Source organism: Streptomyces sp. NPDC096132, assembly GCF_044763345.1.
GTDB lineage: Bacteria > Actinomycetota > Actinomycetes > Streptomycetales > Streptomycetaceae > Streptomyces.
In genome coordinates, this window is the sequence record NZ_JBIWGA010000009.1 from 48,410 (window position 1) to 62,578 (window position 14,169).

13 protein-coding genes are annotated in these 14,169 nt (G+C 72.6%); 5 read left to right on the forward strand and 8 right to left on the reverse strand.

Features of this window, described 5'->3' with window-relative positions; translation table 11 throughout:
* Positions 1–147: 147 nt before the first annotated feature.
* The gene (locus ACIRF9_RS22130; RefSeq protein WP_403824734.1) at positions 148–1,647 is read right to left on the reverse strand and encodes a PLP-dependent aminotransferase family protein; all 1,500 of its coding nucleotides are present in this window, start codon (positions 1,645–1,647) and stop codon (positions 148–150) included.
* A gap of 99 nt (positions 1,648–1,746) precedes the next feature.
* Between ACIRF9_RS22130 and ACIRF9_RS22135 the strand changes: the two genes are divergently transcribed.
* The 4 genes from ACIRF9_RS22135 (at position 1,747) to ACIRF9_RS22150 (ending at position 5,229) form a co-directional block, all read left to right on the forward strand.
* Positions 1,747–2,400 (forward strand): YitT family protein, encoded by a 654-nt coding sequence (locus ACIRF9_RS22135; RefSeq protein WP_403824737.1) that lies wholly within the window; start codon positions 1,747–1,749, stop codon positions 2,398–2,400.
* A complete protein-coding gene (locus tag ACIRF9_RS22140) occupies positions 2,397–3,164 on the forward strand; it encodes a glycerophosphodiester phosphodiesterase (RefSeq protein WP_403824740.1) in 768 nt (255 codons plus the stop codon). The genes ACIRF9_RS22135 and ACIRF9_RS22140 overlap by 4 nt, the downstream gene beginning before the upstream one ends.
* Before the next feature lie 53 nt (positions 3,165–3,217).
* On the forward strand, positions 3,218–4,576 hold the full coding sequence (locus tag ACIRF9_RS22145; protein WP_403824743.1) for an MFS transporter: 1,359 nt from the start codon (positions 3,218–3,220) through the stop codon (positions 4,574–4,576).
* Between the two features lie 278 nt (positions 4,577–4,854).
* The gene (locus tag ACIRF9_RS22150) at positions 4,855–5,229 is read left to right on the forward strand and encodes an RNA polymerase-binding protein RbpA (RefSeq protein WP_055637205.1); all 375 of its coding nucleotides are present in this window, start codon (positions 4,855–4,857) and stop codon (positions 5,227–5,229) included.
* A 158-nt stretch (positions 5,230–5,387) separates the two neighbouring features.
* On the opposite strand, the gene fxsA is transcribed toward ACIRF9_RS22150, so the two are convergent.
* From fxsA to ACIRF9_RS22170, 4 genes are all read right to left on the reverse strand, one after another.
* A complete protein-coding gene (gene fxsA, locus ACIRF9_RS22155; protein WP_403824746.1) occupies positions 5,388–5,921 on the reverse strand; it encodes an FxsA family membrane protein in 534 nt (177 codons plus the stop codon).
* Between the two features lie 46 nt (positions 5,922–5,967).
* On the reverse strand, positions 5,968–6,804 hold the full coding sequence (locus ACIRF9_RS22160; RefSeq protein WP_403824749.1) for a polyprenol monophosphomannose synthase: 837 nt from the start codon (positions 6,802–6,804) through the stop codon (positions 5,968–5,970).
* A gap of 568 nt (positions 6,805–7,372) precedes the next feature.
* On the reverse strand, positions 7,373–8,989 hold the full coding sequence (locus ACIRF9_RS22165) for an amidohydrolase (protein WP_403824752.1): 1,617 nt from the start codon (positions 8,987–8,989) through the stop codon (positions 7,373–7,375).
* A 116-nt stretch (positions 8,990–9,105) separates the two neighbouring features.
* Positions 9,106–9,546: an Lrp/AsnC family transcriptional regulator gene (locus tag ACIRF9_RS22170; RefSeq protein ID WP_189936412.1), complete on the reverse strand. Its 441-nt coding sequence runs from the start codon at positions 9,544–9,546 to the stop codon at positions 9,106–9,108.
* Between the two features lie 268 nt (positions 9,547–9,814).
* Between ACIRF9_RS22170 and ACIRF9_RS22175 the strand changes: the two genes are divergently transcribed.
* Positions 9,815–10,255, forward strand: a complete 441-nt coding sequence (locus ACIRF9_RS22175; protein WP_403824755.1) for a hypothetical protein — start codon at positions 9,815–9,817, stop codon at positions 10,253–10,255.
* Positions 10,256–10,279: 24 nt separating this feature from the next.
* Here ACIRF9_RS22175 and ACIRF9_RS22180 read toward each other — a convergent pair whose 3' ends face one another.
* The 3 genes from ACIRF9_RS22180 to ACIRF9_RS22190 all read right to left on the reverse strand — a co-directional run bounded on the left by ACIRF9_RS22180 (position 10,280) and on the right by ACIRF9_RS22190 (position 14,084).
* Positions 10,280–11,374 (reverse strand): phosphotransferase family protein, encoded by a 1,095-nt coding sequence (locus ACIRF9_RS22180; protein ID WP_403824758.1) that lies wholly within the window; start codon positions 11,372–11,374, stop codon positions 10,280–10,282.
* Positions 11,375–11,378: 4 nt separating this feature from the next.
* Positions 11,379–12,503, reverse strand: a complete 1,125-nt coding sequence (locus ACIRF9_RS22185; RefSeq protein ID WP_403824760.1) for a hypothetical protein — start codon at positions 12,501–12,503, stop codon at positions 11,379–11,381.
* A 408-nt stretch (positions 12,504–12,911) separates the two neighbouring features.
* A complete protein-coding gene (locus ACIRF9_RS22190) occupies positions 12,912–14,084 on the reverse strand; it encodes an acyl-CoA dehydrogenase family protein (RefSeq protein WP_403824762.1) in 1,173 nt (390 codons plus the stop codon).
* Positions 14,085–14,169 lie beyond the last annotated feature (85 nt).

Genomic DNA, 14,169 nt, shown 5'->3' on the forward strand with positions numbered 1-14,169 from the left:
GGACCTCGTCGGTGCGGGCGGTTTCGCTTGCCCGCGCTGGCGGGGTGCCGCTGCGCCCACCCTCCCCCACTCTCGGCTTCGCTCGAGCGGGGGACCCCCATCGCCCCAGCGGCACGACTGCCCGCAGCTACGTACAAGGGGCACCTCCTACGCGACGAACGTACGCGGGCCCTCCGCCCCCACCGTCCCCCCGCTCTCCACGATCCGGGCCGCGGCCGCCAACCGCATCGCCGCCTCCTCCGCCACCGCGCCCCCCACCGTGAACGGCAGCCGTACATAGCCCTCGAAGGCGCCGTCGACTCCGAAGCGCGGTCCCGAGGGCACCCGCAGCCCGACCCGCTCCCCCGCCTCGGCGAGCCGCGAGCCGGAGAGTCCCCCGGCCCGGACCCACAGCGTCAGTCCGCCCTTCGGTACGGCGAACTCCCAGTCGGGCAACTGCCGCCGTACCGCGGCGACCAGCGCGTCCCGGTTCTCCCGGGCCTGCCCGCGCCGCAGCTCGACGGCCTGCTCCCAGCCCCCGGTGCTGAACAGCCAGTTCACCGCGAGCTGCTCCAGCACGGGTGTGCCCAGGTCGGCGTAGGCGCGGGCCGCGACCAGGCTGCGGATGACGTCCGGGGCCGCCCGCACCCAGCCGATGCGCATCCCCGCCCAGAACGCCTTGCTCGCCGAACCGACCGTGATCACCGTCGACCCGGCGGGGTCGAACCCGCACACGGGCCGCGGCATCTCGACGTCGTCGTCGAGCCACAGCTCGGTCATCGTCTCGTCGGCCACCAGCACGGTCCCGGCGGACCGGGCGGCCTCCACGAGTCGACGCCGCTGGTCCTCGTCGGCCAGCGCGCCGGTCGGATTGTGGAAGTCGGCGACGACGTACGCGATCCGGGGCGCGGCCTCGCGCAGCACCTGGCGCCAGCGGTCCATGTCCCAGCCGGAGAGTCCCTCGGCCATGGCGACGGGCACCAGCCGGGCGCCCGCCTCCCGCATGAGCTGCAGGATGTTGGCGTAGGAGGGCGACTCGACGGCGATGCGCTCGCCGCGTCCGCCGAAGAGATGACAGATCGCGTCGATGGCGCCCATGGCACCGGTCGTCACCATGATCTGCTCGGGCATCGTCGGGATCCCGCGCGCGGTGTACCGCTCGGCGATCATCGAGCGCAGCGCGGGCAGGCCCGCCGGGTAGTCGCCGTGGGTGTGGGCGTACGGAGGCAGTTCCTCCAGTGCGCCCTGGACGGCGCGGGTGAGCCACGGTTCGGGTGCCGGGAGGGCCGCGCAGCCCAGGTCGATCATCGAGCCGAGGGCCTCCGGCGGCAGAGGTTCCAGGCCGCGCGCGGGCAGCGGGTTGCCCGCCGGGACGGCCGTCCAGCTGCCGGCGCCGCGCCGGGACTCCAGGAAGCCCTCCGCGCGCAGCGCCTCGTAGGCGGCGGCGACGGTGGTACGGCTCACGGAGAGGGCCAGGGCCAGTTCGCGTTCGGCGGGCAGCCGGGCGGCCACCGGGACCCGGCCCTCCAGGACCAGCAGCCGGATGCCGTCGGCGAGCGCCCGATAGGCGGGCGGGCGGCGCGTGCCCGGGCCCGCCGGACGGTCCTGCTGGGACTTGAGCAGCCGTCCAAGCTGGGCGGCCCCCACCGCGGAGGTCCACTGCGCCATCGTTACCAGTCCACCTTCCCCGAATTGGCCATGGATGAGGATTCCATCCACGCCACAGAGTGGCACGGGTCAGGCCACTACCACCACAGGGGGCACCTCTTGCCGACCAGGGGACATCTCACACGCCGGCTGATCCAGCTCTACGTCGGACTCGCGCTCTACGGCGCCAGCGCGGCTCTGTTCGTCCAGGCGGGCCTGGGCCTGGAACCCTGGGGCGTGCTCCACCAGGGCCTGGCCGAGCTCACCGGGCTGACGATCGGCGTGGTGTCGATCGTCGTGGGCGCGGCGGTGCTGCTGCTGTGGATCCCGCTGCGCCAGCGTCCCGGCCTCGGCACCGTCTCCAACGTCTTCGTCGTCGGCATCGCGATGGACGGCACCATCGCCCTGGTCCCCGAGGCCCACGCACTGGCCGTGCGCGTTCCCCTTCTGGTGGCCGGCATCGTGCTCAACGGCGTGGCGACCGGCCTGTACATCGCCGCCGACTTCGGCCCCGGCCCGCGTGACGGACTGATGACCGGGCTGCACCGGCGCACCGGCCGCTCGATCCGCCTGATGCGGACGGCGATCGAGGTGGCGGTCGTCGTGACCGGTTTCACCCTCGGCGGCACGATCGGCGTCGGCACCCTGCTGTACGCGGTGTCCATCGGCCCACTCGCCCAGATCTTCCTGCGGGTGTTCGCCGTTCCGAAGGCATCCGACGGCAGCACGGTCGTTGCCACGGGGACACCCCCTGGGGCGATACTGCGCAGGTGACCACCCTCATACGCCACCCCTACCTCGACCACCCGGGGCCCATCCCGTTCGCGCACCGCGGCGGGGCCGCGGACGGTCTGGAGAACACCGTGGCGCAGTTCCGGCGCGCGGTGGAGACGGGTTACCGCTACATCGAGACCGATGTGCACGCCACCCGGGACGGCAAGCTCGTCGCCTTCCACGACTCGACGCTGGACCGGGTGACCGACGGCGCCGGCCGTATCGCCGACCTGCCGTGGGCGGACGTACGGTACGCGCGCGTGGCGGGCAAGGAGCCGGTGCCGCTCTTCGAGGAACTCCTGGAGACCTTCCCCGACGTGCGCTGGAACGTCGACCTCAAGGCCGAACCCGCCCTGCACCCCCTGCTCAACCTCATCGCGCGCACGGGCGCCTGGGACCGGGTCTGCGTCGGCTCGTTCTCCGAGGCCCGGGTGGTGCGCGCCCAGCGGCTGGCCGGGCCGCGCCTGGCGACCTCGTACGGCACCCGGGGTGTGCTCAACCTGCGGCTGTGCTCCTGGGGGGTGCCCGCGGCCCTGCGCCGGTCGGCGGTGGCGGCCCAGGTGCCCGAGACCCAGTCGGGCATCCAGGTCGTGGACCCTCGTTTCGTACGGACCGCCCACGCGCGCGGGCTGCACGTACACGTGTGGACGATCAACGATCGTGATCGGATGCACAGGCTCCTGGACCTGGGAGTGGATGGCATCATGACCGATCACATCGACACGTTGCGCAAGGTCATGGAGGAGCGGGGCGTCTGGGCCTGAGCCGCCGCACACCACCGTCGAAGCCTTCGCACCAGCGGGAAGCGAGGGCACGGGTGGGCACCGACACCGTGCGGACGGCGGCGTCCGAAGAGGCCGCCGGGCGGCGGCGCGAGCAGCGCGGCTGGTACTTCTACGACTGGGCCTGCTCCGTCTACTCGACGAGCGTGCTCACCGTGTTCCTCGGTCCGTATCTGACCTCGGTCGCCAAGGAGGCGGCGGACGCCGAGGGATACGTCCATCCCCTCGGCATCCCGGTCCGCGCGGGCTCCTTCTTCGCGTACTCCGTCTCGCTGTCGGTGATCGTGGCCGTCCTGGTGATGCCCCTGGTGGGCGCTGCCGCCGACCGCAGCGGACGCAAGAAGCCGCTGCTGGGCGCCGCCGCCTATCTGGGTGCCGCGGCCACCACCGGCATGTTCTTCCTCGGCGGCGACCGCTATCTGCTCGGCGGCGTGCTGCTGATCGTGGCGAACGCGGCGCAGTCGGTCGCGATGATGCTCTACAACTCCTATCTGCCGCAGATCGCCCCGCCCGAGGAACGCGACGCGGTCTCCTCGCGCGGCTGGGCCTTCGGCTACGCGGCGGGCTCGCTGGTGCTGGTCGCGAATCTGGTCCTCTATCTCGCCCACGACTCCTTCGGCGTCTCGGAGTCGACGGCCGTGCGGATCTGTCTGGCCTCGGCGGGGCTGTGGTGGGGCGGCTTCACGATCATCCCGCTGCTGAGGCTGCGCGACCGCGGCCGCGACGAGCCGGCCGTCGCCCGCGAGGCGACGGCCCCCGGGCTGCGCCAGCTCGTGGCGACGGTCCGCGACATGCGCCGTCACCCGCTCACCCTCGCCTTCCTCCTCGCCTACCTCGTCTACAACGACGGCATCCAGACCGTGATCTCCCAGGCCTCGGTCTACGGCTCCGAGGAGCTCGGCCTCAGCCAGTCCACGCTCATCGGCGCCGTCCTGCTGGTGCAGGTGCTGGCCGTCGCGGGCGCCCTGGGAATGGGGCGGCTGGCCCGGACGTACGGCGCCAAGCGCACGATCCTCGGCTCGCTGATCGCGTGGACGCTCACCCTGGGCGCCGGGTACTTCCTGCCGGCCGGGGCTCCCGTGGGCTTCTTCCTGCTGGCCGCCGCGATCGGACTGGTCCTCGGCGGCAGCCAGGCCCTGTCCCGCTCCCTGTTCTCCCACCTGGTTCCGCCCGGCAAGGAGGCCGAGTACTTCTCCGCTTACGAGATGAGCGACCGCGGGATGAGCTGGCTGGGGCCGCTGCTGTTCGGGGTGACGTACCAGCTGACCGGGAGTTATCGGGACGCGATCATCTCCCTCGTGGCCTTCTTCGTCATCGGATTCGCGCTGCTCGCGAGGGTTCCGGTGCGGCGCGCGATCGGTGCGGCCGGGAATCCGGTCCCCGAGAAGATTTAGCGCTCAAGGCGAAAGGGCGGTAGTGTACGCGTTTGGCCTGCCAGGCGTACCGTTACTGCGCGTCAAAGATGCCGAAACGCTGGGTGACATCTCCTTGCAGATGTGACAAACCGGGCGCCGGTGGGTACTGCACTGGTTGACAAGGCTGCGGCTACGACGGCGACGCATGACCCGGAACGGGACTCGGAACGGGAATCTTTACCGCCGACCGGACGTTGACCGGATGACGACGACAGCGACACCTGTCCTGTGGGCGACAAGCCCGGGAGGCACGATTCATGAGTGAGCGAGCTCTTCGCGGCACGCGCCTCGTGGTGACCAGCTACGAGACGGACCGCGGCATCGACCTGGCCCCGCGCCAGGCCGTGGAGTACGCATGCGAGAAGGGGCACCGCTTCGAGATGCCCTTCTCGGTCGAGGCGGAGATCCCGCCGGAGTGGGAGTGCAAGGTCTGCGGAGCCACTGCACTCCTTGTGGACGGCGATGGCCCTGAAGAGAAGAAGGCCAAGCCCGCGCGTACGCATTGGGACATGCTGATGGAGCGGCGGACCCGCGAGGAACTCGAAGAGGTCCTCGAGGAGCGGCTGGCCGTTCTGCGGTCGGGGGCGATGAACCTGGCGGTGCATCCCCGCGACAGCCGCAAGTCCGCGTAGCCCTGCGGGGCTGGGGCCGGCCTGTTAGCGCACGCCAATGACCGCGGGCGCCGTACGTGAGGTTTGCGTACGGCGCCCGCGGTCATTGGCGTGACTGGCTGTGGGTGGTGTCCGGGGAGACGCCGGACGGGCTGGGGTGCCCGACCGGCGCTGAGAGGTTACCGCTCGTCCCTGATGACCTCGCCCGGCACCACCTTGCCGTCCGGGCGGTGGATGCGGGCCTGCTGGAAGGCGTCACCGAGGGTGCCCGGGGTGGCCTGGCGGAGCTTGCGCTCGAACGTGCGCTCGGCGTAGCCGCTCAGGGCCTTCTGGACCGGCGGGATCAGCAGGAGCAGGCCCACCGCGTCCGAGACCAGGCCGGGGATCATCAGCAGCAGACCGCCGAGCATCATCAGGCCGTTGCCGGAGCCCTTCGAGGGCGAGCCGCCCCGCTGGAGTGCCTCGTTCAGGTTCTGGAAGGCGCGGCGTCCCGCGCGCTTGATGACCACGGAGCCGAGGACGAGCCCGGCGGCGAGGAGCAGGAAGACCACGAGGCCGTTCGTCGCGCCCGCGACGGCGGTCAGCAGCCAGATCTCCAGCACCAGCCACGCGGCGAGCCCCAGCGGCAGGAACGTCCGCAGGCGGGAGCGCTTGGACCGGGCGGGGGCGGGGCCGGAGACGGGGTAGGAGGGGATGGGTGCGCCAGTCGTCATGCTCCCAGTGTGCCTGGACCCGGCTCAGAGCGGCATAAGGGGACGATCAGCCGTCGCTGTGCGGCTTCGCGGGGGTCCGCGGACGCTCGGGCTGTTCCACGGTCCGGCCCGTGATCTTGCCCACGCGCTCCCCCACGCCCCACGCGGTGACCCGCCACAGCGCCTCGACGAGGATGTCGCGGCTCATCTTGGAGTCGCCGTGTTCCCGCTCGACGAAGGTGATGGGGACCTCGACGACGTGGAAGCCGGCCTTGACGGCGCGGCGGGCGAGGTCGACCTGGAAGCAGTAGCCCTGGGAGGCGACCTCGTCGAGGCCGAGGCCTTCGAGGGTCTCCCGGCGGAAGGCGCGGTAGCCGCCGGTGATGTCGCGCAGGGGCAGGTCGAGGGCGAGGCGGGAGTAGAGGCTGCCGCCGCGGGAGATGGCCTCGCGGGACTTGGGCCAGTTCACGACCCGGCCGCCCGGCACCCAGCGGGAGCCCAGGACCAGGTCGGCGCCCTTGAGCGCGGTGAGCAGCCGGGGCAGTTCCTCGGGCTGGTGGGAGCCGTCGGCGTCCATCTCGACGAGGACGCCGTAGCCGTGCTCCAGGCCCCAGCGGAAGCCCGCGAGGTAGGCGGCGCCGAGGCCCTCCTTGCCCTTGCGGTGCAGGACCTGGACCTGGTCGTCGTCGGCTGCCAGCTCGTCGGCGAGCTTGCCGGTGCCGTCGGGGCTGTTGTCGTCGGCCACGAGGACGTGGGCCTCGGGGACGGCCTTGCGCACCCGGCCGACGATGCTCTTGATGTTCTCCGCCTCGTTGTAGGTCGGGATGATCACCAAGGCCGTGCCCAGCGGACCGAACTGCCTCCCCCGGTCCTGTGCCGCGAGGGTCCCGTCGCCGTCGTTCACTGCTGCCCCTTCGTGTCCGTACGCAGGCCACCACCATAGTGGTCACCGCCTGCGATGACGTGACAGGACGTTCGAATCGTGGTGTCGATTCCACATGAGCGGGGTAAGAACTAGCTTTTGGCCTTGTATGTACGTACGTACCCCGCCCGGGTGGGCCGAAGCGTGCTGCGGATGGGGGCCCGGCGCCCTTCGGGCCGACCTGGGGCCCGCTGGCTGCGGGTCGACCGAAAGCCGTTGTCTACTGAGCGCCCGGGCCCCACCCGGGTCACACCTCCCCGGCCGGACGGAACGTTCCCTCGGTGCGGCGCGGGCGCTGAGCCTGGCTGCCAGTGGCGGTGCCCCGGTGCGGCACACCGTCCCTGACCCAGCGGCGCCGCCGCGAGTGCGCGGACGTTCTGCGGCGGGGCGTCCGGTGGTGGACCCGGCCGAACCTACCGGCCCCCCGCCATCGGCTGTCAACAGCCGTTCGACCTGCGGGTTTTCCGCCAATGCCCTGGTCAGCGGGGAGGCGGTACCGGCCGCACCTCGGCGTGCGGACGGGTGATCTTCCCCGCACCGGTCCCGCCGATCACTCGCCCGGCCGTACGAACACCGTCCGTCCGCCGACCACCGTGCGCAGGCATACGGGCAGGTCGGCTCCGGGGGTGAGGTCGGGCAGGCCGGGGGTGCCGGAGCGGGGATCGGTGGACCAGCGGGCGACCCGGTCGTCGGGGGCCTGGACGATCAGTTCGTCGGCGCGCCAGACCGCGTAGTCGGCGGGTGCGCCCGGTACGAGGACGCCCGCGTCGTCACGGCCGATCGCCCGCCAGCCGCCGCGGGTGTGGGCGGTGAAGGCGGCGCGGACGGAGACGCGGTGCTCGGGGGTGTGATGGAAGGCGGCGGCGCGGACCGTGCCCCAGGGGTCGAGGGGGGTGACCGGGCTGTCGGAGCCGAAGGCGAGCGGGACGCCGGCCCGCAGCAGGGCCGCGAAGGGGTTCAGGGTGCGGGCCCGTTCGGCGCCCAGGCGCTGGGCGTACATGCCGTCCTCGCCGCCCCACACGGCGTCGAAGGCGGGCTGCACGGAGGCGGTCAGGCCCAGTTCGGCGAAGGCCGCGACGGTCTCGGGCGTCAGCATCTCGGCGTGCTCGACACGGTGGCGGGCGGCGCGGACGCGGGCCTGGCCGACCTTCTCCGCCGCCGCCCGCACACCGTCCACGACGGCGGTCACGGCGGCGTCGCCGATCGCGTGGAAGCCCGCCTGGAGGCCCGCCTCGGTGCAGGCGGTCACATGCGCGGCGACGTCGGCGGCGGTCAGGTAGGCGGTGCCGGTGTGGGCCGCGTCGGTGTAGGGGGCGTGCAGGCAGGCGGTGTGGGAGCCGAGGGCGCCGTCGACGAACAGGTCCCCGGCGGCGCCGAGCGCGCCCAGCTCCCGGGCCTTCTCCACGTCGCGCTCGGCCCAGTAGCCGACGACCCTCGGGCCCGTCTCCCCGGCGGCGAGCCGCAGGAGGTCCGTGAAGTCGTCCTCGGAGGAGATCTCGGGGCCGGCGCACTCGTGGACGGAGCCGATGCCGAGCGAGGCGGCGTGCGCGAGGGCGGCCCGCTGGGCCTCGGCGCGCTGGGCGGGCGTCACGGCTGCGAACGCCGCCGCGCGGACGGCGTGGTGGGCGTCGCGGGTGAGCGGCTCGCCGTCCAGGTAGCCGGGCTCGGTGCGCGCCCGGGGTGCCAGTTCCAGCAGGGCGGTGGTGACGACGGCCGAGTGGACGTCGATCCGGCTGAGATAGAGCGGTCGGCCGCCGGTGGCCTCGTCCAGTTCGTCCCGCCGGGGAGGCCGCCCCTCGGGCCAGCGGGAGGCGTCCCAGCCGTGCCCGAGCAGCACCTTGTCCTGGGGGCGGGCGGCGGCGAAGTCCCGTACGAGGTCCAGGGCCGCCGTCAGGGAGGGTGCGGCCGACAGGTCGAGGCCGGTCAGGGCGAGGCCCGTGGACGTGGTGTGCACATGGGCGTCGGTGAAGGCGGGGGTGACGAGGGCGCCGTCCAGGTCGAGCACCTCGTCGACGCCGTCCGCGAAGGCGTCGGCCGCGCCCTCCGAGCCGACCCAGGCGACCTGGCCGCGCTCGACGACCATCGCGGTCGCGAACGGGTCTGCGGGGCTGTGGACCTCTCCACGGCGGAGCAGGACGGACTTCGGCTCGGGCGTGCGTTCACTCATGACCGACAGTTTCTCGCGCCGCGGCACCGGAACCGCACCTGGGGCGGGTCGACGGGGCGCCCGGCCCGATCCGGGGCCGGGCCACCAACGCGGGCACGGGTGCCGGCACCGGCATCCTAGATACGCGGCGGCCGCGCCTCGTACGGCGTCGACAGGACGACCGTCGTCCGGGTCGAGACTCCCGCGAGGGCCCGCAGCCGTCCCAGCAGTTCCTCGAGCTCGTGCGGGGTCGCCACCCGCACCTTGAGGATGTAGTTCTCGTCACCGGCGACGCTGTGGCAGGCCTCGATCTCGGGCACGCCGGCCAGCCGGTCGGCGATGTCGTCGGGGGCGCTCGGGTCGAACGGTTTCACCGAGATGAAGGCGGTCAGGGGCAGCCCGACGGCCTCGGGGTCGACGACGGCCGCGTAGCCCCGGATGACGCCGCGCTGTTCCAGTCGGCGCACCCGCTGGTGCACGGCCGACGTGGACAGGCCCGTGGCCTTGCCCAGGTCGGTGTAACTCATCCGCCCGTCCTTGACGAGCAGCTGCACGATTTGCCGGTCCAGCTCCTCCATGGCGCAAGAACCTACAGTGCGTGTGATCTCCGCGTATACCGATGCAGCCCAGGTCATAACCGGTTTGTGATCTGGCCGGGCGGTGTCTGTGAGCCGACTGAGAGCCGGAGCCGCCTGCGCGGGGCACCTGCGATTGGCATGTGACGAAGACCACAGCCTCCGTCAAGGCTTCGTGATGGTCCCGTGATTACAGACCGGACGGTCTGGGAAGTGCTTGCTGTGGTCGAGGCCGCAGTGCCTAACGGCCCAGCCCGAGGGGGAGAATCCCATGCAGAGTCTTAAGCGCCCTGGTCGCACCGCGCCCAAGCGGCTCCAGTCGGTCGTCGACCCCGAGCCGGAGGGCGTCGAACCCGACGACCTCGAGGCCGCCGACGAGCTCGACGCGTACGACACCTTCGAGATGTACCGGGTGATCTGCCCGGACTGCGCTCAGCCCATCGCGCTGCTGGCGGACGAGGAGATCCTGCCGGAGCACGCGCTGTGCGCCTCGCCGTGGAACCCGTTCGGGCTCACGGTCTGCGCCGGCACCGGACGTACGGCGTCCGAGGCCCGGCCGGCCGACGAGTCCGGCACCCCCCAGGAGCAGGACACCGCGCTCCTGCTGACGCTTCCTCAGGGGCTCGACTGGCGTATGCAGCCCTTCTCGCACGTCGGTGGCCCGGGCTCGCGCCCGATGCGCGTACCGGCGATGCGGCGCCAGGCCGCCTGAGCCGCGTCGCTCGGTCCGCGGAGCTCATTTCCAGTAGCTGCCCTGCACCATGGCTCGCAGGCTGCCGTGGTGCAGGATCAGTGTGTCCGGATCCGCCGGGACGGCCACCTCGCCGAAGTACGCCTGACGGTAGGCGATCCGCAGCATGACGATCGCGTGCCGGAGCGCGGCGTACAGGGTGTGGAAGTCCATGTCCCGTGGTGTGTGCCCGGTGAGTTCCGCGTAGCGCGCCTCCACCCGGTCGCGGCGCAGGAAGTCCGGCAGCCCGCGCTGTCCGGAGGCGACCGTCAGGTCGTGGAAGAAGCGGTGCAGGTAGATCGTCCAGCCGAGGTCGACCTCGCGCGGGGCGAGGGCCGCCATCTCCCAGTCGAGCACCGCCGCGGGTGCGAAGCCGTCGTAGACGACGTTGCCGATGCGGGCGTCGCCCCAGCTGAGGACCGGTGTGCCCGGGTCGTCCGGCCACAGCTCCGCCAGCCGGTCGAAGGCGGCCTCGATCAGCGGTGAGGGGGCGAGACCGGCGACCACCCAGTCGTAGTAGGCGCGTTGGGCCGTGACATGGCGGCGCAGTGCGTCGCCGTCGCCGGGGAGCGCGAGGAACTCGGCCTGCGGGACGGGCACTTGATCGTGCAGCCGGGCCAGCAGGCGGATGGTCGCGGCCTCCAGGCGCTCACGCTCGGCGTCGCTCGCGGAGTGCAGCCAGTTCCCCTCGTAGGTGTAGGGCATCACGTCGGGCGGGACGCGTCCCTCGACGCGTTCCATGACGAAGAACGGCGCGCCGAGCGGGCCCGGGTCCTCCTCCAGCCACAGCACGCGCGGCACGGGCACGTCCGTGTGCTCGGCCACCAGCCGCATCGTGCGGTACTGGCGGACCATGTCGTACACGGGGAAGACCGTGTACGCCGCCGGATCCGCCGCGAGTCTCAACGCGCAGGCCCGTACGGGGGGTTCGGGGTGTTCGAGCTCGAAGAGCAACGTCTCGCTGGACAGGCCGTTGGAGGCGGGGACGGTCACGCCTCTCGCCCGGGCGCCCGGCAGCCGGGTGCTGAGCCAGGCGGTCAGCAGGCCGGCCAGTTCCTCGGGGTTCCGGGTGGTGGTGCGGGGACGCGGTGCCGTGGTCATGTGCTCAACCCCCTTGTGGAGCGACCGAGTCGAAGCCGGTGAAGCCGCTCGGATCGTGCCGACCGAAGGATCCGTGCTCGAAGATGCCGTACCCGGTCTGGCCGTCCAGGCGGAAACGGGCCGCGTGGTCCGTAACGCCGTAGGCGGCGCGGGGGTGAGGGGTCGTCAGGTCGTAGGTGCGGCGGTCGGTCCAGTGCGGGCCGCGCCAGGTGCCGTGCTGCCAGTCCTCGGCCGGTGGATAGCCGGCGCCGATCGCGAGCGGGGAGGAGGTGAGGATCTCCGCCTCCAGCTCCAGGGGCTTGCGGACGTCCCCCAGGTGGACGAGGGCGCGCTCGGGATGGCGGGTGCCGGGGCGGTAGCCGATCTCGGCCTGGGGCCAGCCGAGTTGGCGGTCGCGGCGGCCCGGCCGGACCAGCGTCGCCTCGTTCAGGGAGCGGTGACCGTCGGCGTCCTCCTGGGTGATGACCATCAGGAAGCGGTCGTCGAAGCGGACCGGGCACCAGATCCAGTGGAAGCCCTCGGTCGGATGGTCCTGCGCCAGTCGCCCGCCCTCCTCCCCGGGCACCGGGCGCACACCCCAGCTGCGGTCCCGGGTGCCGGTCCAGGCGCCCGCCGTCAGCCGGATCTCCTCGCCGCCGGCGCGCAGCCACCCCACGCAGCGGCCGGCCTGCACGAACCGCTTCCCCTCCAGGGTGAGGCGCCCGCCGCGCCGCTGCTGGTGGTGCGGCTCCCACAGGGCCGGGAAGTCCGCCGACCACTGGATCTCGTACGACAGCCCGTCGGGGTCGGCCGGGTCCGCCGCGCAGCTGAGCACGAAGTCCCGCAGTGGGCGTTCGACCCGGATGCGCAGCGGGCCGACCTCGAGGCGCATCCGGTCCTCGCCGAGGGCGTCGGAGGCGCGGACGGCGTGCAGGGTGTTCCCGAGGCGGAGGGTGGCGTAGGCGTCGATCACCCCCAGGTTGGGGTAGACCCCGAGTCCGGCGATCAGCAGGGCGCGGCCCCGGTGGTCGAGAACGTGGAAGATGCAGCGGTCGTAGGCGTTGCGGTCCCCGGTCGCGACGTGCTTCATCGACAGGGGCACCTGGTGGACGGGGTATTCGTCGAGCGGCACGGGGCGGTCGTCGACCACGGTCACTCCTCCCTGCGGGCAAGGGATTTGACGGTACGTCAGCAAAGGCGTGGCGACCAGATGCGGTACCGGCGAAAGCCGGGGCGGGCACCCGTCGAACCCACGCTCGGCCGGATGAGCCGTGACCTGGCGTCACGCCCCCGCGTTGCCCCTGTATGACCCCCGCTTACACCGCGGCACGCGGACGTCATCGCCAGCTCGTCGCCCCCGCACCCGCGGAACCCGGAGGTGCGGGCCGCCGACACGCAGAATCGGTTCCCCGGACTGCTCCGGCTCCGCCGCCCCCACCGGATCCGCCCATCTACCGCGAGCTGATCCGCGCCTGGGCCGACCACGGCCGCACCCTGCCGGGGCGGCACGATCCCGAGTGGGTGCGGCTGGCGGCGCCGCAGGTGCGGCCGGGGCAGTTCAGCGAGTCTCCGGACCCAGCAGATGACGGGCGATGACCATCCGCTGGACCTGGTTCGTGCCCTCGACGATCTGCAGGGCCTTGGCCTCGCGCAGATAGCGCTCGACGGGGAAGTCGGCGGTGTAGCCGTATCCGCCGAGCACCTGGACGGCGTCGGTGGTGACCTGCATCGCGGCGTCGGTGCAGTGGAGTTTCGCCATCGCCGCCTGCCGGGCGAAGGGCCGGCCGGCGTCCCGCAGCCGCGCCGCCGCCAGATACAGGGCGCGGCCCGACTCGACCCGGGTCGCCATGTCGGCGAGCAGGAAGCGCAGCCCCTGGAAGTCGGCGAGGGGCCGCCCGAACTGCCGGCGCTGGTGAGCGTGGGCGACAGCCTCGTCCAGCGCCGCCTGGGCGAGGCCGACCGCGCAGGCCGCGATGCCGAGCCGCCCGGAGTCCAGCGCGGCCAGGGCGATCGCGAAGCCCTGCCCCTCGTCGCCGAGCCGACGGGAGTCGGGGATCCGTACGCCGTCGAAGTGGATCTGCGCGGTGGGTGAGCCCTTGAGCCCCATCTTCCTCTCCGGCGGCGCGGCGGTGAGGCCGTCGGCGTCACCGGGCACCAGGAACGCGGTGATCCCGCGCGCCCCCTCGCCGCCGGTGCGCGCCATGACGGTGTAGAAGTCGGCGATCCCGCCGTGGGTGATCCAGGCCTTGGTGCCGCTGATCACCCACTTCTCCCCGTCCCGTACGGCCCGGGTCCGCAGCGCGGCCGCGTCCGAGCCGGAGGACGGTTCGGACAGGCAGTACGCGCCGAGCAGCCCGCCGCCGAGCATGCCCGGCAGACGCGCGGCCCGCTGTTCGTCGGTGCCGTGGGTGGCGAGGGCGTAGGTGGCCAGGGTGTGGACGCTGACACCGAGCCCGACCGTGAGCCGGGACGCGGCGAGTTCCTCCAGGACCTGGAGGTAGACCTCGTACGGCTGGTCGCCGCCGCCGTACCCGGAGTCGTACGGCAGACCGAGCAGTCCCGACACGGACAGAAGGGTGAACAGCTCGCGCGGGAAGTGTCCCGCGTCCTCCTCCTCGGCGGCTGTCGGGGCGATCTCGCGCCGGGCGATGTCACGGACGAGGGTGAGGAGTTCCCGGGCCTCCTCCGTGGGCAGGGCGCGGTCCACCGGTGCCGGCGCGCGCTCGGGCATGGTGGCGCCTCCTTACAGGCCGACCAGCGGCTTCGCGCTGTGAGTATGCCCGCGGGGCGCCCTCCCCGCACGGCCGAGCGACCGC